This is a genomic window from Pseudofulvibacter geojedonensis (assembly GCF_042675745.1).
Classification (GTDB): Bacteria; Bacteroidota; Bacteroidia; order Flavobacteriales; family Flavobacteriaceae; genus Pseudofulvibacter; species Pseudofulvibacter geojedonensis.
Genome location: NZ_JBHTJM010000006.1, coordinates 364207 through 388180, shown reverse-complemented (window position 1 = coordinate 388180; position 23974 = coordinate 364207). Strand labels below are relative to the sequence as shown.

The window sequence follows — 23974 nt, the reverse complement described above, 5'->3', positions numbered from 1 at the left end:
GACACTAAGTGTCATTTTAATAAAATAATTAAGCGGATAATGTTTTTGTCGCCAGAAGAAAATAATCAATACAACCGTCATTTAATTTTAGATGAAATAGGAGAATCAGGCCAGTTAAAATTAAAGCAGGCTAGAGTTTTAGTCATTGGTGCTGGAGGTTTAGGTTGTCCGATTCTTCAATATCTAACAGCGGCGGGTGTAGGATCAATTGGTGTAATAGATCACGATATAATAGATCAGAGTAATTTACAACGTCAAATACTTTATTCTCATGACGATATAGGAAAATTTAAAGCAGAGGTAGCAGCTAATAAGTTATCGGGTTTAAATCCGTTTGTAGAATTTGAAATCTATTTACAAAAAGTAACTTCAGAAATAGCGATTGAGTTATTTTCTAGGTACGATATTATTGTTGATGGGAGTGATAATTTTCCAACTCGATATTTAGTAAATGATGCAGCTGTATTAACCAATAAACCAGTTGTGTTTGGGTCTATATTTAAGTTCGAAGGTCAAGTATCGGTATTTAATTACCAAAACGGACCAACCTATAGGTGTTTATATCCAAATCCTCCAAAACCAAACGAAGTGCCTAATTGTTCAGAAATTGGAGTTTTAGGTGTGTTACCGGGTATTATAGGTAGCTTACAAGCCAATGAAGTATTAAAGATGATTTGTGGAATTGGTGAAGTGTTATCTGGCAAGCTACTGACGTATGATGCTTTGAGTATGCAACAACTAGTTTTAGGTTTTGAAAAGAACGAAGCCATTGTAATTACTCAATTAGATTCCGATTATGATTTTTTCTGTGGTTTGCCAAAATCTAATCTAGAAATAACTCTTAAAGAATTAGAAGTGTCTTCAGAAGATTATAATTTACTAGATGTTCGAGAAGATTATGAGCATGCTCAATATAACATTGGTGGTCAGCACATTCCGTTAGGTCAGTTACATGATCGATTTACAGAGATTTCTCAAGAAAAAGATTTGGTTGTGTATTGTAAAGCTGGTGTGCGTAGTAAAATGGCTATTGATATTTTAAAAGATAAAGGGTTTACTAAACTATTGGTTAATTTAAAAGGAGGCGTTTTTGGGTATTAAATTTAATAAAGTAGTAATGGTGCAATTTATTGTGTCATGTGTTAATTTAATTTTCTTCCTTAGATTTGAGTTTAGTGTGTTAAATCCAATGTTGGTAATTTATGGATCTGTAATTACGTTCTTTTTAGGTTTAGTAGGATTGTTTCTTTTTGGTTATTCGGTTTCTGTAAAGAAAAAGAATTTTTGGGTGTTATTTTTTAGCATATTGCACTTAATATATTGCCTAATAGTTTTCTTTGTAATTCTTTCCAGGTTACACTAGTTTAAATTTAGAACTTTGCTAATTGGCCTAAAAACAAAAACTAATATTAAAGCAATTATAAGTAATCTAGCAATAAAAGTTGTCTTGTTGTTATTTGGGTAAGCCTGAAAGGATTCAAGTGGTAAAATGTTAATTTCGACAGGTTTGTCAACTTTAGAAGTATATGCTTTTTTACTCTTCGGTAATACCCAAGAAATTACTTTTGAAGAAATAAAAATGAGTATCAAGAATGAACCCATACACAAAAACATTCTTTCAGGTTCTATTTCATAACCATATAAGCACCTAATATCAAAAGCATGAAGTAATATCATAATACTAAGTTGCTAACTATTAATTAGATACCCTTATCATATTATTGCCTAAGTTATCCACTCGATAAGCTCGTAAGCAGTGTCCGCCAGTTCCTTCTGTTTGTTGTCCTGTAAGCATCTGGTATTTGTTTCCATCTCCACATTCACAACTTAATTCAATACCAACTCTAGACATTAAAGAACATTCGCTTGGTGCATGTGCTGGATCACTAGCTTCAAAAGCAACAATAGAGCTTCCGGTGTTGTATAAATAAAAACCCTTTACACCATATCCAGATATATACTCGGTATTGCCTGTAAATTGCAAACTGTTATAAAAGGTTAAGTTAATAGTAACTTCAAATCCATAGTTGGGTAATTGCCTGCTTACACAACTAGCGTCTGCGTTGTCGTTATTACATCCAACAAGTAGGGTAAATACAGAAATAATAAGAAAAAAACGCTTCATATAACCAATGGTATTATTTGTCTGCAATGTAAGCATATAACTAATAAATTTATTATATTTGTTAGAGGAAATCCTGTTTATAACGGGATTTTTTGTGTTATATGATGTATGAAGTAAAAAAAGATTAACAAAAGAAGTTATGAGTAAAATATCTTATTATTCTGCAGAAGGATTAAAAAAATTAAGAGAAGAATTAAATCAATTAAAAGATATAGAGCGTCCAAAAGCTTCTCAAGCTATTGCAGATGCTAGAGATAAAGGAGATTTATCTGAAAATGCAGAGTACGATGCAGCTAAAGAAGCTCAAGGAATGTTAGAAATGCGTATATCTAAGTTAGAAGATACGCTTGCTAACGCAAGAATTTTAGACGAGAGTCAGCTAGATACTTCTAAAGTATTAATTCATTCAATAGTTAAAATTAAAAACGAAATGAACGGAATGGAGATGACTTATACTTTAGTAGCAGAAAGTGAAGCCGATTTAAAATCGGGTAAAATATCTGTAAGTTCTCCAATTGGTAAAGGTTTATTAGGTAACTCTGTAGGTGATATAGCAGAAGTACAGGTTCCTAGTGGGATTATGAAGTTTGAGATTTTAGAAATTTCTAGAGCTTAATTAACAATGCCATTGCTAAAGTAGATTAAAACTATACCAACCATGTCAACTATATTCACGAAAATAATTAACGGAGAAATACCTTGTTATAAAGTAGCAGAGAACGATAAGTTTTTAGCATTTCTAGATATCAATCCAAATGCAAAAGGACATACACTTTGCATACCTAAAAAAGAAACCAATAAAATCTTCGATTTAGAAGAAGATGAATATACAGAGTTAATGCAGTTTTCTAGAAAGGTTGCATTGGCAATGCGTAAAGTAATCAATTGCCAACGTATAGGTATGACAGTTATTGGTCTAGAAGTGCCACATGTGCATGTACATTTAATTCCGTTAACTACAATGGAAGATGCTCGTTTTATCAATAAACAGCAATTAACTCCAGAAGACTTTGAAGCTGTTGCTAAACAGATTAATGAAGCATTCTGAATATAAAGAAAAAGATAGTGTAATTCTTTTAAAGAAAAAGACTGAAGATAGTTTTTTTGAAACTATGCTTTCAGAAAGCGTATTAGGATTTCTATATTTTTTATTTAGAAGAAAAAAATATGACTACTTAATAGTTACTAAAACGAGTGTTTTAAAGTATTACAAAAACAAGTTATTTAAAGAGTATTCAATTACAGATCTAGAGAACTTAGTTTACTGCCCAATATCATTTAGTTTAAAATTAAATCATGATGATACGTTTAAAATTTCACTGGTTAATTTTAGAATATCTTATGAAGAATCTAAAATAATACAGCAAAATCTTGAAGGTTTTAAACAACTGTTTTTAAACTAATTTGCATAGTTGTTCCTTTGTCAATTTCAGAGTTTAGCACTTTTATTTTTCCGTTGTGGTAATCTTCTATAATTCTTTTAGCTAGTGATAAGCCTAATCCCCATCCACGTTTTTTAGTAGTGTGTCCGGGTTCAAAAATCTTTTTAAATTCAGATTTAGGTATTCCCTTTCCAGTGTCTTCAATTTTTATTTTAACAAAATCTTCTAAAGGAGCTATAGATATTTTTAAGTTACCTTTTCCTTTCATAGCATCTATTGCATTTTTAACCATGTTTTCAATAGTCCAACTAAATAATTGACTATTAATGTTGGCGTAAATTTCTCTCTCTGGAGCTTCAAAAGAAAAAGTAACCAATTTAGATGATCTAGATTCAAGATATCTAAAGGTTTCTTCGGTTTCAATAACAATATTTTTGCGTTCTAATTTAGGAACTGATCCAATTTTAGAAAAACGATCGGTTATGGTTTGAAGCCTATCGATGTCCTTATTAATTTCTGTAATAGTGCTTTTATCTATGTCTTCAGTTTTTAGCAATTCCACCCAACCAACTAAAGAAGACAAAGGAGTTCCTATTTGGTGAGCTGTTTCTTTAGCCATTCCGGCCCAAAGTTTATTTTGTACTGCATTTTTGGTAGATCTATAAAAGAAGTAAATAACGGCTCCAAATAGAAAAATGATTAATAGTAAAGCTAAAGGGTAGTATTTCATTTTGTTTATTAATGGAGCATTGCCATAATAAATAGTTTGATTTAAGTATTTACTAGTAACTTCAATAGGGGTGTTTTCTTCTTTAAATTGGTTAATCAGGCTTTTTATTTTACTGCTGTCTGTAGATTTAACGTTGTTAATGTTTCTAAGATCGTATTCTCCATTAGAATTTACTAATATCATAGGAGTTGTTGTGTTGTTATTTAGTATATCTACAGAAAAAGTAGTAACATTAGCGTTTAAGTCGTCTACATTTTGTAAAATATCATTATAAGCCAGCGACCATATTTCCATTTTCTTTCTTTCTTCTTCTTTAAATTTTTGAGAAAATTGGTATGTGTTCCATAAAATAAGAGCAACGATAATGAAAGAAATAGCAATACTAATCCAACGAAAAATATTTTTGTTTGTGAACATAGCTGTTTATAAATCTATAAGATTGAACTAAAATAAGGTTTTTTGTTCAATGAATTATGGTTATTTTTGGGGCTCTAAAAAGCCGATAAATGTTATCTATAAAACCAAACGAAGTTTCTACAGCAAAATTGCATGGATATTTATTAGGAAGTGTAGCTCCAAGACCTATAGCTTTTGCGAGCACAGTTGATGAAGAAGGAAACCCTAATTTAGCCCCGTTTAGTTTTTTTAATGTATTTAGCGCGAATCCACCTATTATGGTTTTTTCTCCTGCTAGAAGTGTAAGAGATAACACAACCAAACATACATTAGATAATTGTATTGCAACTAAAGAAGTGGTAGTAAATGTGGTAAATCATGATATGGTACATCAAATGTCTTTGGCTAGTACAGCATATCCAAAAGGAGTGAATGAGTTTGAAAAAGCTGGTTTTACAATGTTGAAATCAGATGAGGTTACGCCATTTAGGGTTGCTGAAAGCCCAGTTCAGTTTGAATGTAAAGTTAACGAAGTAGTTGCTTTAGGAGAGAATGGAGGAGCTGGAAATATGATTGTTTGTGAAGTGGTTAAAGTGCATATAAATGAAGCTGTTTTAGATGAGGAAGGAAGAATAGATCAGCATAAAATTGATTTAGTAGCAAGAGCAGGAGGAAGTTTTTACAGTAGAGCTAAAGAAGGATTTTTTGAAATACCAAAACCAATTGCTACTATGGGGGTTGGGGTAGATGCTATTCCAGATCATATTAGAAATAGTAAAGTTTTAACGGGTAATGATTTGGGAATGTTAGGTAATGTAGAAGCAATTCCTTCAGATGAAGAAGTAAATACATTTATAGAGCAGACTCAACAACGCTGTTCTCATATATTAGAAGCAACTCAAGAAGAGATGCATAAAAAAGCTCAAGACTTTTTAGCTAAAGGAGAAGTTGTAACTGCTTGGAAAATATTATTAGCAAAATAGAATAGAAGAATAAATAGATAGAAATGGAAGTACAAGGAAGAATTAAAATGATAGGGCAAACTCAAACTTTCGGAAGTAATGGGTTTAGAAAAAGAGAGGTTGTTGTAACTACAGAAGAGCAATATCCTCAACATATTTTAGTAGAGTTTGTTCAAGATAAATGTGATTTGTTAAACAATTACCAAGTAGGGCAACAGATTAAAATTTCTATCAACTTAAGAGGTAGAGAGTGGGTAAATCCACAAGGAGAAACTAAGTATTTTAACTCTATTCAAGGATGGAGAATAGAAAACTTGCAGCCAGCTGCTCCAAGTACACCAGATATGCCACCAGTAGCACCTGTTGATGCATTTGAGCCAGTTTCTGATTTTAAAGAAGAAGATCACGACGATTTACCTTTTTAATAGTTAAGGTAAAATACAATTTAGACCTCACAGGTTATTTACAGAGCTTAGGCTAAGTATACTTGTGAGGTTTTTTATTTGAAGATATTTAGTAATTTAACACCTTTAAGAATTACTACTCCTTATGAATATTACTCAAACTATAGAAACAGTATTTAGAAAGGTTCTTCCTTCTCCTTTTACTATAGCAATACTTCTTACCTTATTAACAATAAGTTTAGCGTTTTTTTTTACAGATTCAACGGGTTCAGAAAATCATCTATTTACAATTCTAGGATATTGGGAAAACGGTATTTGGAATAATAGTCTTTTGGTTTTTGCTTACCAAATGATGTTAATTTTGGTTTTAGGGCATGTGCTAGTGCTGTCTAAGCCAGTAAGTAAGTTAATACTATTGTTAACAAGAATGGTTACATCTACAGCAAGTGCGGCAATATTGGTTAGTATTTCTACTATGATGGTAGCGTTTTTTAATTGGGGGTTAGGGCTCATTTTTGGGGCTATTTTAGCAAGAAAAGTAGGGGAGTATGCTCAGCAAAATGGTATAAAATTAAATTATCCGTTAGTAGGTGCTGCTGGGTATGTAGGTTTAATGGTGTGGCATGGTGGTATGAGTGGTTCAGCTCCTTTAAAAGTTGCAGAAAGTGGGCATTTAGAAAAAATGTTAGGGAGTGATATGTCAAGCAGGTTGCCAGATTTAATATCGACTAGTGAGACGGTATTTAGTTGGTGGAATTTATCAATATTTGCTGTATTACTTATTTGTGTTCCGTTGTTTTTACGTTTTATTTCTAGTAAAGTAAAACCAACAGAATTGAATTTGCCAGAATATCAATTTGAAACTTCAGAAGGAAAGATAAGTGGTGCAGAAAAGTTAGATCACTCTAAAATATTAGCATATGTTTTTGGGTTGATAGTGTTGATTTTTTATGGTTATAAATATGGAAAAGATGCTTTGGATTTAAATTTAGGGCTAAACTCATTGAATTTTTTCATGATTGGTTTAGCAATTGTGTTACACGGTAGTTTTAGTCGTTTTATCAAGGCAGTGGAGGAAGCGATAAAAGGAACTTCGGGTATTTTAATTCAGTTTCCGTTATATTTTGGTATAATGGGAGTCATGAAAAGTACTGGAATGGTAGCAGATATATCCGATTTTTTTGCATCAGTGGCAACAGAAACAACGCTACCTATATTTACATTTTTTAGTGCTGGCTTGGTCAATATATTCGTTCCTAGTGGTGGAGGTCAATGGGCTGTTCAAGGGCCTATTATTGTTGAGTCTGCCTTAAAGTTAGGAGTGCCATTACCTAAAGCAATTATGGCTTTAGCTTATGGAGACCAGATAACAAATATGTTGCAACCATTTTGGGCTTTACCTTTATTGGGTATTACTAAACTAAAAGCACGAGAAATATTACCTTATACCTTGTTGTTAATGGTTTTAGGCTCTGTTGTTTATATACTAGGACTTTTGTTGTTGTAGAAATAATGAAAATAAAAATCCTGATTTTAAAATCAGGATTTTCGCTTTATGGTTATAGGTTTTAGACCTTACATAAACAAATTTAAAAGCAATGATGAACAAAATTTATCCAATAAGATCTCTTACAAATTTGCTCAAAAAAAGCTTGAATTCAAAGGGATTCAAGAGTTTTTAGATGAATGGTAAGGATGTTAGTCGTATATTTAAACTTTATAAATTAATTCATGCATATTCTTTCTAAAGAACTTTTATTCCCTAATCCAGTACAAGCCTCCCCAGAAGGATTATTAGCTATAGGAGGAGATTTGTCTATAGAAAGACTTTTATTGGCCTATAATTCTGGAATATTCCCTTGGTATAGTGAAGAAGAACCTATTTTGTGGTGGAGCCCAGATCCTAGAATGGTTTTGTTTCCTGAAGAGTTAAAAGTGTCTAAAAGTATGAAGCAATTGTTGAAAAAAGAGGTTTTTCAAGTGACATATAATACTTGCTTTGAAAGAGTGATAGAAAATTGCGCTAAAATATATAGGCCAGATCAAGAGGATACTTGGATTACTTTAGAAATGATAGAAGCATACAAAGGGTTGCATAGATTAGGAATAGCAGTTTCAGTAGAGGTTTGGAAAGAAGATGAATTAGTAGGAGGTTTGTATGGAATAGATTTAAAAGACAAAAAAATATTTTGTGGAGAAAGCATGTTTTCTAAAGTGAGTAATGCTTCAAAATATGGTTTTATATGTTTAGTAGAAAAACTTAAACAACAAGATTATCGACTTATAGACTGTCAAGTTCATACCGATCATTTAGAAAGTTTAGGCGCTAAAGAAATAGATAGAGAAGTTTTTTTAAGTTATTTATGATTTACCTATATCATCAATTTCGTTTTTAGGTAATGTATTGTAATCTTTATTGAATAAACTAGCAATAACCCATAAAATGCCGATCATTGCACTTAATATTAAAAAAGCGTTTCCGCCAGGCCAATGCATTAGTTTCAAAAAAGAACCTCCAACTAATAATAAGGCTCCAAACCAAAAAAAGATAGTTGCTAATATGTTTTGTTTGGTTGAAGTTCCTTCATATTGAAATTTTACCACTAGGTACGCTAAAAGTAATATTTTATATAAATGATTTAAGCCTAGAATGTTGAAGTCTAAAACAACATCAATAAAAACATAGATGGTAAAACCAACAATTGTGGCAATTTTAAAATATTCAGATGTACTTTTTTCTTTTGTTTTAAAGAATTTTATGCCATAAAAAAGCATTAGTAAAAAAGCAGAAGCGATTAGTAAAAATAATGATCCCGGCCAGTGCATTGATTTAAAAATCAATGCTATGATAAGTGGTATTAAAGATAATCGAGAAAGAACTTTAATTGCTTTCATTTTTTACCGATAAACTTTTACTTAGGTTATCTAACATAGTTTTAGTCATTGCTTCTAAGTTGTATTCGTGTTTCCAATTCCAATCTTGCTGCGCATTGGTGTCGTCTATACTTTTTGGCCAAGAATCAGCAATTGCTTGTCTAAAGTCTGGAGCATAACTAATGGTAAAATCAGGAATGTGTTGTTGTATTACTTTTGAAATTGTGTCTGGAGTAAAACTAATACCTCCTAAGTTGTAAGAAGATCGGATTTTAATATTTTCTGATGGTGCTTCCATGATACTTATGGTAGCTCTAACGGCATCATCCATATACATCATAGGTAAAGCAGTGTTTTTACTTAAAAAGCACTCGTACTTTTTATCTTGAATGGCTTTATAATAAATGTCAACTGCATAATCTGTTGTTCCTCCTCCGGGTAAAGTTTTCCAACTAATTAAACCTGGGTAGCGAATACTCCTAACATCTACACCATATTTAGAATGGTAATATTCACACCATCTTTCTCCAGTTTGTTTGGTTATACCATAAACAGTTGTTGGTTCCATAATAGTATGTTGTGGAGTGTTTTCTCTAGGTGTTGTTGGCCCAAATACAGCAATACTAGACGGCCAAAAAATCTTTTTAATTATCCCGTCTTTAGCCAAGTTTAAAACATGAAATAAAGAATTCATGTTTAAATCCCAAGCTTTCATCGGAAACTGTTCTCCAGTAGCAGATAACATGGCTGCTAATAAATAAACATCTGTAATTTGATGTTTCTCAACGCAATTTTTAACAGCATCAAAATCCATGGCATTAATAATTTCAAAAGGACCAGATTGCATTAAAGCATCGCTGCCCTCTCTAATATCAGAAGCAATAACATTTTCATTTCCGTGTTTAGTTCGTAATGATAATGTTAGCTCAGATCCAATTTGCCCGCAGGCTCCAATTATTAATATTTTAGGGGTCATGGTTTTTACATTTTAGGATTGCAAAGATAATTATTTCTTAAAATTTAATCAGTATTCTTTATAGAAGCATTTATAAATTATATTTGTGTAAAATGAGAAGGTATGATTTATAGAATTATAGCAATAATGTTGTTTGTAAGTAGTATTGCTTGTAAAAAAGAACCAGTTGTTCATGAAACAAGTAACAACCAACAAGAAATAAAAAAGGATAGTACATTAAATAAAAAAATAGCGATTAAAAAAAGTGCACCATTGGTTGATGATTGGGCAGAAATAGCTGGTTTAGAATTGGAAATAAATCAACTGTTCTCAAGAGAGATTAGTACCGTTAAAGATATAGAGCTGTTAAAAACAAAATTAGAAGAGCTTAAAAAGTCTATTCCAGAAAAATTTAAAAAACCAGCTATAGAAGCTAGAGTAAAAGTATTAGAAACTGAGACTTTGATGTTAGAGCAGGGTTTAAAAGACAATGTTGTTACTAATGTAGATACTCAATTAAATAAGGTTTTGTTAGCTTATAATACTTTTGTAGGTCAAATTGAGGCTTTAATTATAAAAGAAAAAGACTATGAACTGTATAAGTAAGGCAATATTAATGTTTGTTTTTTCTGGGGTTCTTTTTGCACAAGAAAAAGAACAAATAAACGAGGTTTTAGATAAGTGGCATCAAGCAGCTTCTGAAGCAAATTATGATCAGTATTTTGGTTATATGACAGACGATAGTGTTTTTATTGGAACAGATGCTACCGAAAATTGGCAGAATAAAGAATTTAAGGAGTTTTCTAAACCTTATTTTGATAAAGGCAAAGCATGGAGTTTTACCGCTATTGATAGAAATATATATGTAAACGAAGAAATAGCTTGGTTTGACGAGTTACTCGATACTCAAATGAAAATATGCAGAGGTTCTGGTGTAATGCAACTAATTAATGGGGAATGGAAAATTAAACATTATGTGTTGTCTATTACAGTTCCTAATAATAATGTAGAAAACTTAATTAAATTAAAAGAAAAATTTGATGATTCCCTCATTCAAAAACTTAAACAAGCAAGAAAGTAAAAGATAACCAAGAATTAATTCTTGGTTTTTTATTTCTTAAAGGATTGTTAAAACAATGAGATATGGACAAATAAAGACTTAAAAATCACTACATTGAGCATCGCAAAAAAAATCAACTAAATGAACTTAATTAAAAAATCTGTATTACTTACGTTAGCAGCTTCAACAGTTGCAGTAAGTTGTAAGCAAGAAAAGAAAGCTACAGAAGAAACAGCCCAAGAGGTTGCAGTAAAGGTAGAAGAAAAAGTACCGGGTATCAATTTAGATTATATGGATGCTTCTATTGCTCCCAATCATGATTTCTATAATCATGTAAACGGAAAATGGATGGCCGCTACAGAAATACCTTCTGATAGGACTCGTTGGGGAAGTTTTGATGAGCTTAGAAAAATGACTGATGATGATATGTTGTCTATTTTAAAGAAGGCAATGAACGATGAGAATTTAGATTTATCTTCAGATCAAGGAAAAGCCGTTCTATTGTATAAATCTATAATGGATTTAGAAGCTAGAAATAAGGCTGGGGTTACTCCAATTCAAAAAGAGTTAGCAATGATAGATGCCATAAAAAATGCTGAAGACTTGCAAGCTTTTATAACTAAAATGGAACCTAATGGAGGAGCTGGTTTATATGGAGTTTATATTGGAGCAGATTCTAAAGATAGTAATAAGAATGTAGTTAATTTTGGAGCAGGAAGTTTAGGTCTTCCAGATAGAGATTACTACGTGAAAGATGACGCCGATTCTAAAGAAAAGAGAGAGAAGTATGTGGCTCATATTACAAGAATGCTTCAGTTTTTAGGAGATTCAGAAGAGCAAGCAGCTGCACAAGCAAAACAAATTTTAGCTTTTGAAACTAAATTGGCGACACCAAGATTAGACAAAGTTGAGCGTAGAGATGCTAGAAAGCGTTACAATCCTAGATCTGTAGCAGATTTGTCTAAAATGGTTCCTAGTATAGATTGGAAAAAGTATTTGTCTGGTATCGGGTTAGAAAAGGTTGACACCTTAATTGTTGGTCAATTAAAGTATACAGAATCTTTAGAGAACATATTAAAAGAAAATGATGTAGATGCTTGGAAAGCATATTTACGTTGGTCTACTTTAAATGGTGCGGCAAGCTCGTTGAGCTCTGAAATAGAAAAAGCTAATTGGGATTTTTATTCTAAGGAATTAAGAGGAGCAAAAGAGCAGCGCCCTCTTGAAGAAAGAGCTTTAGCAAGAGTAAATAGATCTTTAGGAGAAGCATTAGGCCAATTGTATGTTTCAGAAAAGTTTCCGCCAGAAGCAAAAGAGAAAGCGCAGAAAATGATTTCTAATGTGTTAAAAGCATTCGGAAATAGAATTAGTGTATTGCCATGGATGAGTAAAGAAACTAAGCAAAAAGCTATTGAAAAATTAGAAGCTACTACAGTAAAAGTAGCTTACCCAGATAAATGGAAAGACTACTCTGAGTTAGAAGTTAAAGAAGGAAACAGCTATTATGATAATAGAATGGCTGCAATTAAATGGGGATTCAATCAAAATATAGAGAAGCTAGGAAAACCAGTTGATAAATCGGAGTGGTATATGGCTCCGCAAGTAGTAAATGCATATTTCAACCCTTCATATAACGAAATTGTTTTTCCAGCAGCTATTTTACAACCACCTTTTTATAACTACACAGCAGATGAAGCTGTAAATTATGGTGGAATTGGAGCAGTTATTGGTCATGAGATTTCGCATAGTTTTGACGATTCTGGAGCTCGTTTTGATAAGGATGGGAATTTAAATAACTGGTGGACAGATGAAGATTTAAAGCAGTTTGAAGCTTTAGGACAAGCTTTAGCAGATCAATATAGTGCAATAGAAGTGTTGCCAGAAACTAATATTAACGGTGAATTTACATTAGGTGAAAATATTGGAGATTTAGGAGGAGTTAACGCAGCTTACGACGGATTGCAAATGTATTTTGAGCAAGAAGGTCGTCCAGAAAATATTGATGGGTTTACTCCAGAGCAACGTTTCTTTATGTCTTGGGCAACTGTATGGAGATCTAAGTATAGAGATGAGGCATTAAAAAACCAAATTAAAACAGATCCTCATTCTCCAGGAATGGTAAGAGCTACTCAACCATTATTAAATGTTGATGCATTTTATAAAGCGTTTAATATAAAAGAAGGAGACGCTATGTATATTAAACCAGAGGATAGAGTTAAAATCTGGTAATAATAAAGTAATCATAAAAAAGGCAGCCATTTGGCTGCCTTTTTTATGAGATAAAATTTTTATTTTTTCTTTTCAACAGGAACTCCATTTTTCTGAGCTAACAAGCCTTTTTTGTTTTCTAAGGCTAAAACAAATTTTGGATCTATTTTTAGAGCTTCATCAAAAATAGCAATGGCTTTATCTACATTGGCTTTATCCATACTATATTCTATCAAGCCTAAAACATTAAGAAAAGCAGCTTTTACTGAAGTTTCTAAATAACTAGCTCCTTTAACGAAAATCTTTACTTTTTCGTCTTTAGCATTCTGTAAACCAAAATTAATAGTAGCTTTAGCTTCTCCGTAACGTTGAATTCCATATTGTAATTGAGCCAACTCGTAAGCATCTAATACACTTTTGTTTTTACTAATTAAGGTTTCGTAATTTTCAATAGCTTGTTTTGGGTTGTTTAAATTTTTAAAAGCTAGAGCTTTGGTACGTAAAGCTAAATCAGATTTTGATTCTCCAACTACTTTTATAGCTTGTAAAGCTTTGTTGGCTTGTAAATATAAATAGGCTAAAGTATCTTTTCTAGACTGAGTAGGCTCTATAATCATTAAATGGTTTAAACCTTCAATAGCACCATTTAAATCTCCGTAAGATTTCATTTGTTTGTAATAAGCTTCATAATGACTCTTTAAAGCATTATGATTATTGTTTTTTTTCTTTTTTTGAGCAAATGATAAGCTTAAATTTAGAGCTAGAATAGTAGTTAATAATACCTTCATATATAATATTTTTTAATGTTCTTAATAATTAGATCTTGCTAAAGTATGAAAAAAGTTATAACCTTAGCTTTTTGTATGTACAAGCAAAAATGGTATCAGGATTAATTTTTATGAATAAGAGTAGAATCTTGTTTCTTAATGTTAAAATTGATTGTTTGTTTCGAAATAATAGCGTCGTTAATAACAAAGGGTTTTGGTATCATGTTGTCTTCTCTTTTAGCTACATTTAATTCTTTATGGTCTAATAAATCGTATGATATTTCTAAAAGTTCTATATGTGGTTTTTTGTTTTTATCGATGGTGAAATCAATTTCTAAAGCTTGTTTATCTACAACATAATAAACAGCCATTTTAGACTCATTGTCTTTTAAAAACCTAGAGTTACTACCTTTAGTTTTAATAGTTGTTCCATTGATAGAAAAAGAATCGAAATCGGGTTTTGTGTTTGAATTTATATGAATAGTGTTGATTTCTCTGTTTGGTATTAAACAAAGTTTAATGTTTCTTTTGTTGTCAACAATAGTATCAAACATAACAGAAGCTTCTCCAGCTGGTATGTGTATATGTTTAGAGTCGGCTATTTGTGTAAATTTGGTGTTGTATTTGCTATTAAAGTTAATAGATATAGAATCATTAGTCAGATTTTGAAAATAGCCTTGATTCCAATTATCTAAAATAGAATCATAAGTAAGCCAGTAGCTCTTGTGCGTATCTTCATCTGTATATAAAACCAAACTATTAGGCTTAGGCTGCAAACTTGTAAAATCACTTTTGCTATGTGCAACTATAAATATAATTAAGGAAGTTATTAGTAAGGTATAACCCAATAACTTTTTCCTTCTTATAAAACCAAAAACAGGTAATAACAAACCAAACAATAGAGTTGTTAAAGCGCTTGCAGCTACAGATAGTTTCATTCCTAGAGCAATAGGGAATTGTTCTATAAAAGGAGTGAAAATATAAATGGCCGGCAAGCATAAAATAGTTACTGCAAGTAAATTAGGCTTTTCTTTGCGTATTAAAAAGAATAATAAGGCTAAAACAAAAAAGATTGGAATAATGAAAAAATTGGCGCCTTTTAATTCAAGAGCAATATATATATTAATCAATAGCCAAAAGAAAATAGGAGCAACCATTAATTCTTTGGTATTTACGGCTTGATAGACTTTTTTGTAAATTAAAAAACTAATAGCTAATGCTAATGTGGCAAAAAATACAATATACCAATGAGCATTATAAGGAAAGCCTTGCAATATTTCATTGTAATGAGGGTATATAGTTAGTATTGCTTTCCATCCAAAGAAGCCAATAATACAATTAATAACTAATGCAGATATAAAAACAATAAACCCTTTTCCTATTTCTTTAATATTAAGTTTTTTATGTCTTTTTCCGAATATAAGAATAACTATAAACAAGAAAACAGCTATCCCAGTTAAAGGAATAATATAGTCATAAGAGTAACTATGCATTCCTATAGGAGAGTTAAAATAAACTAAGTTTTCTGTAGCGTTTAAATTAGAAAGGTTAAGGTTGCTAAAATGGTTTAGTAAAGGCATTAGGTAACTTGCTTGATGAGATAGAGTATTGTTATCTAATCGCTCTGGAGTGTCTAATGCGGTATGGTAATCGTAATGGTCGTCTATAAAAGCAAAATTAAATCCTTGAATATTAGCCCCTTTTCTAAATACTGTTAAATCGGTGTCATTGGGCATTTTTTTGTAAATGCTATAAGCTAACGAATTAGCTACAGGGAAGTTGGGGTTGGCCTTAATGTATTCGCTCATTAAATTAGCGTTTCCTTCATTGGCTTCTACTAATGTGTAAGAAGGTCCTCCACTTCCTCTAGCTTCAAAGTTTAAAATCAATCCAATTTCATTAACCCAAGGATGGTTTTCTACAAAAAGTTTAGCTCCGTTTAGTCCTAATTCCTCTGCATCAGTAATGAGAATAATAATGTCGTTTTTATGAGGTGTTTTGTTAGCTAAAAAAGCTCTAATTCCTTCTAAAATGGTTGCAACTCCAGATCCAGCATCACTAGCTCCATAAGCAGAATGAGGTGCAGAATCGTAATGAGTCATTAACACCAAAGCTTTGCTGTTTTCTGTTCCTTTTATTCTGGTTATAATGTTTTTAGCTTTAGTAAAATTACCCCAGTCGCTATAGCTGTTACCTTCTTGAGTAGTAACTTCTAAACCAAGTTCTTTAAGTTGATTAATTACATATTCTTTAGCACTTTTATGATGTTGAGATCCTGAATAATGCTGAGTGCTTCCTAAAACTTTTACATGTTCGTAAGCTTTTTTATTAGAAAACTGAGTGTTATCTGGTGTTTCTATATAATCTCCGCTAGGTAGTTGGAGTGTAATAGCTAAATAAGCACTAATGGCAATAATGATTAAGGAAATTAGTTTTTTAAGCATGTCTTTTTGGTTTAGTTGCTTTAGAATCGTCGGTAATAATTAATTTGTCTTTTTGGTTTCCTGATAAAACTAATATTTTAGAATATGAATCTTTAATATTATAATCTTTTGGATCTTTCCAGTTTGCAGTTCCTAAAATAGCAATTGATTCGTTTGGTTCAAGAATTCCCTCACTATATCGTATAGTTTTATTGAAGCCTAAAAAGCCAACGCTTTTCTCTCCATATTGATTTAAATAATCTTCTAATTCAGGATTAGCATCGTTTAAAAAACCAGATTCTTGTTTTTCGTCTTCGTTAAAATAGCTTCTTATATTTTTCATTTCAATTAAAGCTTTTTCAGATCGAGATTCAATAATAAAATCTATTGATTTTTTATCATCAATAATTGTGGACCATCTGCTGTGTTTTCCGCTTTTAACTTTTCTTTCAACATGAACTTTATACGATACACATTTTCGTTTAGAAATAGGTGCAATTAGAAATTCATTATCGACAGATATTTTTCCAATAACCTTTGCTATTTCATTTTCTCTAATTCGGTTAATAGGTTTGACTTCTATTTTTTTAAGCTTTCTTAATATAACAGAGCGTTCTCCAAAATAAAATGAAATAAATATGAAGAAGCCAATTCCTCCTGCAAATAATATAAATATTAAAGTATCAGACATGTTAACTATTTCTTTTAACTAGAGCGTAATAATCGTTTTCTAATGGCAGGTATCCTTGGTCGTACACAAAATAATATACAGTGCCAGCTTTTGTAGTGTAAATAGAAGTGAAATAATTAAAGTCGAACCCCTTTTCTGTGAGTTTGACTCTAGACGTTTTGGTTTTGTCTTTAGGGTTTAACTCTTCTAATATGCGCCAATTTTTACGCAAGCGATTGTTTACGTTGCGTATTAGGTTTTTGGCGTCTTTATTTATTCTGTTGTTATAGGTGTTTCGGCAACCATCAGAACAGAATTTTTTGTCGGCCCGTCCTTTAAAGGACTCATTGCATTCTAAACAGCTTTGTTGCATAATCTATTTGTTTGTATAACAGTTAGTTACGGGTTAATATGCGTTATTTTCGGTTTAGCATTGTTGTCTGTAGGCTTTTATTTTTTGTCAAATTCATTTATCAGATTATGTAATTTATCTTTTTTAGAAACCCTTTCAATCCATTTTCTAGCTGAAATTCCGTGATTGTTTATTTTATCCAATTTAGCTCCACGATTCAAGAGTTCATTGATAATTTCAAATCGTAATTGGTTGACTTCTTTTTGTTCTTCTCGCCAAGTCAGTCCATATTCACGAATTGCAGTAAATATGGGGCTATTCCCGTGTTTATCCTCAACAATATTTACATCTGGATTACCTTTTCTTAATAACAATAAAGATATTTTTGAGAGACTATGATAAGCAAGAGCGATATGTAAAGAATTAAATCCATTATTGTTTTTCCAATTAACGTCGGCTTTTTGGTCAATTAAATAATCAATTAATTCTATTTGTTCATTCGAGTCTTGAAATTCAGGTGAGCAGTTCACAGCATTAATGAGAATTGAGCTCGAGTTAGATGAAATCAAGTATTCGTTTATTCCAATTTTTTCTTTTTCAATTATTTCAATCACTTTTTGTTTGTTCGGTTCATAAAGTGCTCGAAAAAGCTCAATTCCAAAATCCTTTTCAGATTTATTTGATGAAAACAAACTTTTGAATAAACTCATAGACTTTTAATAGGTTTTAATGCAGTACAGCGTTTAGTATATGGCATTTAGGGCAATAGAAAGCACTATGTTTTCAAGTTTGCATTCAGCCAAAGCGTTGTGTTTTGTTTTTACTTTTTTGTTATTAAAGACCAAATCAAAAGATTTGGTGATTTTAAAAATATACAACTCCTTTTTATTTAAGCCTCAAATCCGTATTATTTATAGGTGTTGTTAGCTACTGCCTTTTATTTTATGCAATGTTTTTTTATTCTGTTAATAGATATTGAGTCTCCGTGTTTAGAAGCAACAGTCCAGTCTTTACATGCTCCAATTTTGTCTCCAGTATTATATTTTGCAATCCCTCTATAGCGGTATTCCCATGCTTTATTTGGATTGTTTTCGTCTTTTTTTGAAAACCTGAGATATTTGTAATCCTCCATAGCACCATTATAATCTTTGAGTTCAACTCTCAAAGTACTTCTCCAACTTCTGGCGAGATAATAATTATCCCATATCTTGATTGCGTTATTAAAGTCTGCATGTGAGCCATTATAATCAGCTAGCTTATATTTAAGTGTTCCTCTGAAAAAATAGAAGTTTGATTTATTAGGGTTTATTAAAATAGCATTGTCAAAATCTGATAATGCACCTTCAAGGTCTCCTAAATTTTCTTTTGATATTGCTCTATCCCAATATGCATATCCAGTATTAAATACTGAATCGATTTCAATTGATTTTGTCAAATCAATTATTGCTAGATTATGATTTTCATTTCGAGCATGAAGATTACCTCTTCTCCAATATAATTCGGCTGAATTTTTATTCCATCTGATTCCGCTATTGTAAATTTTCATAGCTTTCTCATAATTATTTATACATTCCTCTCGATGTCCTTTGTCTGCAATATTATTAGCCCACTTGACAGAACAACTTGTCAATAGTAATGTGAAAATTAATATTTGCGTTATGTTTTTCATTTTTAGGTTGTAGCTAACGGTCTCGGCTATGAGTAGTTGTGTGGGTTAGCACTCAATTTTGCAAGTACACACCGAAATGAAAATCCGCGAGGATTTTCAGAAGTAGGCGAGAACAAGCAATTACTTATAGCCATTGTTGTGCGTAGTTTTTAATTCAGTTCAACTTTGAGTTTAGATTCGATTAGTCCATTAATCAATAATTCGATTTCGAACTCATTTTCTATTTTCATATAGGCGAAGTTTGTCCTTCCATATTCACAAATTCTTTTTACAATCTTTCCAATTACAATCAATAGAGCTTTTTGGATTTTGTTTTCATATTGATAAAAATTAGGAAATATTGTTTTAGTGTTCCAGTTAGTTGATTCTATTTTCCCAATTTCTGGTTTGTATTTAATGTTTTCGGCTTTTCTCATATCCGATTCAAAAATCACAGAGGCTTTAAAGTCTTTTTTGTCAGTTCGATATTCAACCTTTATCTTTTCTATGAGTTCAGGTACTTTTAAAAATAGAATTCCGCCACCAAAAGTGTTTATTACGAGAAATTTTCCTTTGTCCAAAAAGAATTGAAAATCCGCTTTGAGAAATTCCTGTTCCTTTGAACTTAAATTTGAAGAAATAAGTTCAAACTCTCTATCAAGGTCAAAATGAAAATTCTGCCCTGTTTTGAATTCAATATCTTTTATTTCATCTGTTAGATTACTCATTTTCTCAAATTACGCACAACATATTAATAAACACAATATACAAAATAATCGTGTACAAACGACTACAAGTATTTACATTCGACAGTAAGTAGGTAATTGTCGGTAAACAGTTCTGGCTCACAATACCTTTGTAGTGTCGAGTTAGATAAATGCTTAGTGCTAGTATACATTAGCTTATGCAGGTGTTTAATTTGGTGTGATCCCGAAACGAATTCGGGACATGTCTTAACTGTTTAACATTAAAATACAATATTATGAACACGCTTAGAAACAAAGTACAGTTGATTGGGAATTTAGGAACACAGCCAGAAATTATTGATTTAGATGGAGGGAGAAAACTAGCTAAGTTTTCGTTAGCTACGAACGATTATTACAAAAATGCTAAAGGAGAAAAAATACAACAAACAGAATGGCACAATGTAGTTGCTTGGGGAAAAACGGCTCAAATTATAGAGCAGTATGTAAATAAAGGACAAGAGTTAGCTATAGAAGGTAAATTAACCAATAGATCTTACGAGACAAAAGACGGCGAGAAAAGGTACATTACAGAGGTAGTAGCTAATGAAGTTTTGATGATTAGTAAATAATGCTTTAGAATTAAAAAGCCAGCTTTCTAGCTGGCTTTTTAAATTTATTATAATTTGTCAGGATTGTATCCTAAATATTGCACTTCGGTTTCTTTAAAAATAACTCCATAATCTTCAAGCTCTTTTAAAATAGGGTTGTATACTTCTTTCTTTATTGGTAATTGCACTCCAGGAGTGGTTATTTTACCGTTTAATATTTGAAGTGTAGCCATAGCAACTGGTAAGCCAACTGTTTTAGACATAGCTGTAAAAGTTTGGTCATCACCAAGTATTACCATTTTAGAATCTATTTGTTTTTTCTTTCCGTTTAATTCGTAACCAAACTTATGGTACATTACAATCATATCTTTGTCTTCTGGCTGTAAGGTCCAGCTGTCCATTAATATTTTTTGTAAAATTTGAGCAGGAGAAGCGTCTTTTAGTCCTACCTTTTTATTAGCATTAAAAAGATCTAGTTCTAAAAACTTATCCCAAATAACATCGTCTTGATCTATTTTTAAATAATGACGGAATTTTAGTTCAACAGAATCTGTTGGGCTATATGGTAAAAATGAATTGATAAAATCTCTGTAGCTCATGTTTTCAGACCCCTCTAGTTGATAAGAGTCGTCTGTTAAACCTAACATTACAAAATAATTCCATGCTCTAGAGTATCCTACCCTTCTTATGGTTCCTCTGTATAATGTTGGAATATCTTTTAAACCATAAACACTTCTATAACTTAAAGAATCTCTGTTGGCATATGCTTCAAATTTCCCATATCCTTCAACAGCTAAAAACTCTGTTCTTCTAAATAACTTGTGATAAGGAATGTATTTGTACTGTCCTTCTTGTATAAAAGTAGCAGCACCTCCTTGTCCTGCTAAGACCACATTTCTTGGGTTCCATGTAAATTTATAGTTCCATAAATTATTGTCGCTTTCTGGGGCAACCAATCCACCACAAAAAGATTCAAATAAAAGCATTTTACCTCCTTCATCATGAATTCGATCTATAACTTGCATAGCGCTCATATGATCTATACCAGGGTCTAAACCAATTTCATTCATAAACACCAAACCTTTTTCTTTGGCTTGAGCATCTAAAGCTTTCATTTCGCTACTTATATACGATGCAGTTACCATATGCTTGCCATAAGTAATACAGTCTTTAGCAACTTCTACATGGAATCTAGCAGGTAACATCGAAATAACAATATCGGCATTTTTAACGGCAGCTTTACGGTCAGATTCATTAAAAATATCAAGAACAATAGCTGTTGCGTTTTTATGACCTTTAATATGTTCGTTGGCGTTTTCTAAAGATAAGTCTCCTATAGTTATATGAAGATTTTCTTTTTCTGATTTATCAATTAAATAGGTAATTAAATTAGAAGCCGATCTACCCGCTCCTATAACTAAAATTTTTCTCATTTTTGTCTTGGGGATTTGGTTTAGAGTTAATTTTATAACTCAAAAATACCAAATAGTTATATTTAAAACAAATTAAAATGAATAAAAGGATTTTAAGTACTGCGGCAATAATGGCAGTTGTAGCAATAGTACTGGGAGCTTTTGGCGCACACAAGCTTAAAGCATTATTAAGTGTAGAGAGTTTGCAAGCATTCGAGACTGGAGTGAGATACCAGATGTACCATGTTTTTTTGCTCCTTTTTTTAGGAGGGTATAATATGCTTTCTATAAAAAGTAAAAAGGTTTTGTATAATTTAACATGCATAGGTGTGTTGTTGTTTTCGGGGTCAATTTATTTATTAAGTACTCAGAAAATTACTGGAATAGATTTTTCTTCCATAGGTTTTATAACACCTATAGGAGGTATGGTATTGATAGTAACTTGGTTGTATTTGTTGAGATTTTTTTTAAAGTTAAAGAAGAGTTAAGGGAGGGTTTGTAAAATAATTTATACTTTTGCCCTTTATAACAATATAAAACAAACACAACGCAACACTATTATTATGGCTGATAATGATACGAAAATGATGATTTCATTAGAACAATATGGAATCAAGAATGCTAAAGTTCATTACAATTTATCTTCTGATGAATTACATGATGTAACCATCAAAAATGAACAGGGAGTAGAAGCTGCATCTGGTGCTTTGGCAATTAAAACAGGTGAGTTTACAGGTAGGTCTCCAATGGATAGATTTATTGTAAAAGATGCTGCAACTGAAGATAAGGTTTGGTGGGGAGATATAAACATCCCTTTTGAAGCTGATAAATTTGATAAATTATATGATAAAGTAGTTGCTTACTTGTCTGAAAAAGAAGTGTATGTTAGAGATAGCTATGCTTGTGCAGACGAGAACTATAAGTTAAACATACGTGTAGTAAACGAATATCCTTGGTCTAACATGTTTGCTTATAACATGTTTTTAAGACCAACAGCAGAAGAGTTAGAAGGTTTTGATCCAGAGTGGACAATAATCAATGCTCCTGGTTTTATGGCAGATGCTGCTGTAGATGGTACACGTCAGCATAATTTTGCTATATTAAACTTTGGTAAAAAGGTTGCTTTAATAGGAGGAACTGGTTATACTGGAGAAATCAAGAAAGGAATCTTTTCTGCTTTAAACTTTATTTTACCAGTTTATAAGAACACATTGCCTATGCACTGTTCTGCTAATGTAGGTAAGAATGGAGAAACTGCAATTTTCTTTGGATTGTCTGGTACTGGAAAAACAACTTTGTCTTGTGATCCAGAACGTAAGTTAATTGGTGATGATGAACACGGTTGGACAAACGAAAATACTGTCTTTAATTTTGAAGGGGGTTGTTACGCAAAAGTAATTGACTTGTCTGCGGAAAAAGAGCCTGAAATATACAACGCTATTAAGCGAGGTGCTATTTTAGAGAATATAGTAATGAATGATAAAGGTGAGGTAGATTTTGAAGATACTTCAATAACACAAAATACACGTGTTAGTTATCCAATTTATCACATAGATAATATACAAACACCTTCTATTGGTAAAAACCCTAAAAATATCTTCTTTTTAACAGCAGATGCTTTTGGAGTGTTGCCTCCAATTTCTAAATTAACACCAGGTCAAGCTGCTTATCACTTCATTTCGGGTTATACTGCTAAAGTTGCTGGTACAGAAGCTGGAATTAATGAGCCATTGCCAAGTTTTTCAGCTTGTTTCGGAGCGCCATTTATGCCTTTACATCCAACTAAATATGCTGAAATGTTATCGGCTAAAATGCAAGAAGCAGGGGTGAATGTTTGGTTAGTGAATACTGGTTGGACAGGTGGTCCTTATGGAACTGGAAATAGAATGAAGCTTAAGTATACTAGAGCTATGATTACTGAGGCTTTAGAGGGAAGATTAGATAATGTAGAGTTTATAACTCACCCTGTATTTGGTTTATCTATGCCAACTACATGTGAAAATGTTCCAGATGAGGTGCTAAACCCAAAAGAAACTTGGGCAGATGCTAATGCATATGATGCAAAAGCAAATGAATTAGCTGCTTCTTTCAAGAAGAACTTTGCTCAGTTTGAAGAGTATGCAAATGAAGAAATTATGAATGGAGGTCCAATTGTATAATTAACTTTCAGAATAATATATTTAAAATCCCGAAGTGAAAGCTTCGGGATTTTTGTTGTTGGTAAGTCTGGTTGATATGTGATTTAATTATCTAATAAAAAAAAACTCTCATTAACAATGAGAGCTTTTGTATAAGGTTAACAAAAAAATGTT

At 31.7% G+C, this 23974-nt stretch carries 27 protein-coding genes; 15 read left to right on the top strand and 12 right to left on the bottom strand.

The window, feature by feature from the left end:
* The first annotated feature begins 39 nt into the window (after positions 1-39).
* Both moeB and ACFQ1O_RS06770 read left to right on the top strand, forming a co-directional pair.
* Positions 40-1101, top strand: a complete 1062-nt coding sequence (gene moeB, locus ACFQ1O_RS06775; RefSeq protein WP_377714669.1) for a molybdopterin-synthase adenylyltransferase MoeB — start codon at positions 40-42, stop codon at positions 1099-1101.
* 388 nt (positions 1102-1489) lie between these two features.
* Entirely contained in the window at positions 1490-1636 is a 147-nt protein-coding gene (locus ACFQ1O_RS06770; RefSeq protein ID WP_377714667.1) for a hypothetical protein, read from the top strand.
* A 60-nt stretch (positions 1637-1696) separates the two neighbouring features.
* Here ACFQ1O_RS06770 and ACFQ1O_RS06765 read toward each other — a convergent pair whose 3' ends face one another.
* Positions 1697-2161 carry a hypothetical protein gene (locus ACFQ1O_RS06765; RefSeq protein WP_377714665.1) on the bottom strand — a complete coding sequence of 155 codons (465 nt, stop codon included), beginning with the start codon at positions 2159-2161 and terminating at the stop codon, positions 1697-1699.
* 103 nt (positions 2162-2264) lie between these two features.
* On the opposite strand from ACFQ1O_RS06765, the gene greA reads away from it, so the two are divergent.
* The 3 genes from greA to ACFQ1O_RS06750 are packed head-to-tail and all read left to right on the top strand — an operon-like array spanning position 2265 to position 3528.
* Positions 2265-2741: a transcription elongation factor GreA gene (gene greA, locus ACFQ1O_RS06760; RefSeq protein WP_377714663.1), complete on the top strand. Its 477-nt coding sequence runs from the start codon at positions 2265-2267 to the stop codon at positions 2739-2741.
* Positions 2742-2783: 42 nt separating this feature from the next.
* Entirely contained in the window at positions 2784-3173 is a 390-nt protein-coding gene (locus ACFQ1O_RS06755) for an HIT family protein (protein WP_377714661.1), read from the top strand.
* Complete coding sequence (locus ACFQ1O_RS06750) at positions 3160-3528, top strand: hypothetical protein (RefSeq protein WP_377714659.1); 369 nt, start codon at positions 3160-3162, stop codon at positions 3526-3528. Before ACFQ1O_RS06755 ends, ACFQ1O_RS06750 begins: the two co-directional genes overlap by 14 nt.
* On the opposite strand, the gene ACFQ1O_RS06745 is transcribed toward ACFQ1O_RS06750, so the two are convergent.
* Complete coding sequence (locus ACFQ1O_RS06745) at positions 3506-4654, bottom strand: sensor histidine kinase (protein WP_377714657.1); 1149 nt, start codon at positions 4652-4654, stop codon at positions 3506-3508. The two genes, ACFQ1O_RS06750 and ACFQ1O_RS06745, sit on opposite strands and share 23 nt — an antisense overlap.
* An 89-nt stretch (positions 4655-4743) precedes the next feature.
* On the opposite strand from ACFQ1O_RS06745, the gene ACFQ1O_RS06740 reads away from it, so the two are divergent.
* From ACFQ1O_RS06740 to aat, 4 genes are all read left to right on the top strand, one after another.
* The gene (locus ACFQ1O_RS06740; RefSeq protein ID WP_377714655.1) at positions 4744-5616 is read left to right on the top strand and encodes a flavin reductase family protein; all 873 of its coding nucleotides are present in this window, start codon (positions 4744-4746) and stop codon (positions 5614-5616) included.
* Between the two features lie 23 nt (positions 5617-5639).
* A complete protein-coding gene (locus ACFQ1O_RS06735; RefSeq protein ID WP_377714653.1) occupies positions 5640-6020 on the top strand; it encodes a DUF3127 domain-containing protein in 381 nt (126 codons plus the stop codon).
* A gap of 124 nt (positions 6021-6144) precedes the next feature.
* Positions 6145-7506, top strand: coding sequence for a short-chain fatty acid transporter (locus ACFQ1O_RS06730; RefSeq protein WP_377714651.1), 1362 nt, complete (start codon positions 6145-6147; stop codon positions 7504-7506).
* Between the two features lie 224 nt (positions 7507-7730).
* Complete coding sequence (aat, locus tag ACFQ1O_RS06725) at positions 7731-8366, top strand: leucyl/phenylalanyl-tRNA--protein transferase (RefSeq protein ID WP_377714649.1); 636 nt, start codon at positions 7731-7733, stop codon at positions 8364-8366.
* Here the strand turns inward: aat and ACFQ1O_RS06720 are convergent.
* Positions 8361-8894, bottom strand: a complete 534-nt coding sequence (locus tag ACFQ1O_RS06720; RefSeq protein ID WP_377714647.1) for a hypothetical protein — start codon at positions 8892-8894, stop codon at positions 8361-8363. The two genes, aat and ACFQ1O_RS06720, sit on opposite strands and share 6 nt — an antisense overlap.
* Positions 8881-9849 (bottom strand): NAD-dependent epimerase/dehydratase family protein, encoded by a 969-nt coding sequence (locus tag ACFQ1O_RS06715; protein WP_377714645.1) that lies wholly within the window; start codon positions 9847-9849, stop codon positions 8881-8883. Before ACFQ1O_RS06715 ends, ACFQ1O_RS06720 begins: the two co-directional genes overlap by 14 nt.
* Positions 9850-9951: 102 nt before the next feature.
* On the opposite strand from ACFQ1O_RS06715, the gene ACFQ1O_RS06710 reads away from it, so the two are divergent.
* From ACFQ1O_RS06710 to ACFQ1O_RS06700, 3 genes are all read left to right on the top strand, one after another.
* Positions 9952-10434, top strand: a complete 483-nt coding sequence (locus tag ACFQ1O_RS06710) for a hypothetical protein (protein WP_377714643.1) — start codon at positions 9952-9954, stop codon at positions 10432-10434.
* Entirely contained in the window at positions 10418-10909 is a 492-nt protein-coding gene (locus ACFQ1O_RS06705; protein WP_377714641.1) for a nuclear transport factor 2 family protein, read from the top strand. Before ACFQ1O_RS06710 ends, ACFQ1O_RS06705 begins: the two co-directional genes overlap by 17 nt.
* Before the next feature lie 120 nt (positions 10910-11029).
* On the top strand, positions 11030-13117 hold the full coding sequence (locus tag ACFQ1O_RS06700; RefSeq protein ID WP_377714639.1) for a M13 family metallopeptidase: 2088 nt from the start codon (positions 11030-11032) through the stop codon (positions 13115-13117).
* A 59-nt stretch (positions 13118-13176) separates the two neighbouring features.
* Here ACFQ1O_RS06700 and ACFQ1O_RS06695 read toward each other — a convergent pair whose 3' ends face one another.
* From ACFQ1O_RS06695 to ACFQ1O_RS06665, 7 genes are all read right to left on the bottom strand, one after another.
* Positions 13177-13884, bottom strand: coding sequence for a tetratricopeptide repeat protein (locus ACFQ1O_RS06695; RefSeq protein ID WP_377714637.1), 708 nt, complete (start codon positions 13882-13884; stop codon positions 13177-13179).
* A gap of 101 nt (positions 13885-13985) precedes the next feature.
* Positions 13986-16307, bottom strand: coding sequence for a M20/M25/M40 family metallo-hydrolase (locus tag ACFQ1O_RS06690; RefSeq protein WP_377714634.1), 2322 nt, complete (start codon positions 16305-16307; stop codon positions 13986-13988).
* Complete coding sequence (locus ACFQ1O_RS06685; RefSeq protein WP_377714632.1) at positions 16300-16977, bottom strand: hypothetical protein; 678 nt, start codon at positions 16975-16977, stop codon at positions 16300-16302. Before ACFQ1O_RS06685 ends, ACFQ1O_RS06690 begins: the two co-directional genes overlap by 8 nt.
* A 1-nt stretch (position 16978) precedes the next feature.
* The gene (locus ACFQ1O_RS06680) at positions 16979-17329 is read right to left on the bottom strand and encodes a hypothetical protein (RefSeq protein WP_377714630.1); all 351 of its coding nucleotides are present in this window, start codon (positions 17327-17329) and stop codon (positions 16979-16981) included.
* Between the two features lie 77 nt (positions 17330-17406).
* The gene (locus ACFQ1O_RS06675; protein ID WP_377714628.1) at positions 17407-18018 is read right to left on the bottom strand and encodes an ankyrin repeat domain-containing protein; all 612 of its coding nucleotides are present in this window, start codon (positions 18016-18018) and stop codon (positions 17407-17409) included.
* A 227-nt stretch (positions 18019-18245) separates the two neighbouring features.
* Positions 18246-18977, bottom strand: a complete 732-nt coding sequence (locus ACFQ1O_RS06670; protein WP_377714626.1) for a tetratricopeptide repeat protein — start codon at positions 18975-18977, stop codon at positions 18246-18248.
* Positions 18978-19126: 149 nt separating this feature from the next.
* A complete protein-coding gene (locus ACFQ1O_RS06665) occupies positions 19127-19684 on the bottom strand; it encodes a hypothetical protein (protein WP_377714624.1) in 558 nt (185 codons plus the stop codon).
* 254 nt (positions 19685-19938) lie between these two features.
* On the opposite strand from ACFQ1O_RS06665, the gene ACFQ1O_RS06660 reads away from it, so the two are divergent.
* A complete protein-coding gene (locus ACFQ1O_RS06660) occupies positions 19939-20271 on the top strand; it encodes a single-stranded DNA-binding protein (protein WP_377714622.1) in 333 nt (110 codons plus the stop codon).
* A 47-nt stretch (positions 20272-20318) separates the two neighbouring features.
* On the opposite strand, the gene ACFQ1O_RS06655 is transcribed toward ACFQ1O_RS06660, so the two are convergent.
* Positions 20319-21683, bottom strand: a complete 1365-nt coding sequence (locus tag ACFQ1O_RS06655) for a saccharopine dehydrogenase family protein (RefSeq protein ID WP_377714620.1) — start codon at positions 21681-21683, stop codon at positions 20319-20321.
* A gap of 77 nt (positions 21684-21760) precedes the next feature.
* Between ACFQ1O_RS06655 and ACFQ1O_RS06650 the strand changes: the two genes are divergently transcribed.
* A complete protein-coding gene (locus ACFQ1O_RS06650) occupies positions 21761-22150 on the top strand; it encodes a DUF423 domain-containing protein (protein ID WP_377714618.1) in 390 nt (129 codons plus the stop codon).
* A 75-nt stretch (positions 22151-22225) separates the two neighbouring features.
* Positions 22226-23821 (top strand): phosphoenolpyruvate carboxykinase (ATP), encoded by a 1596-nt coding sequence (pckA, locus tag ACFQ1O_RS06645; protein WP_377714616.1) that lies wholly within the window; start codon positions 22226-22228, stop codon positions 23819-23821.
* The last annotated feature ends 153 nt before the right edge of the window (positions 23822-23974 follow it).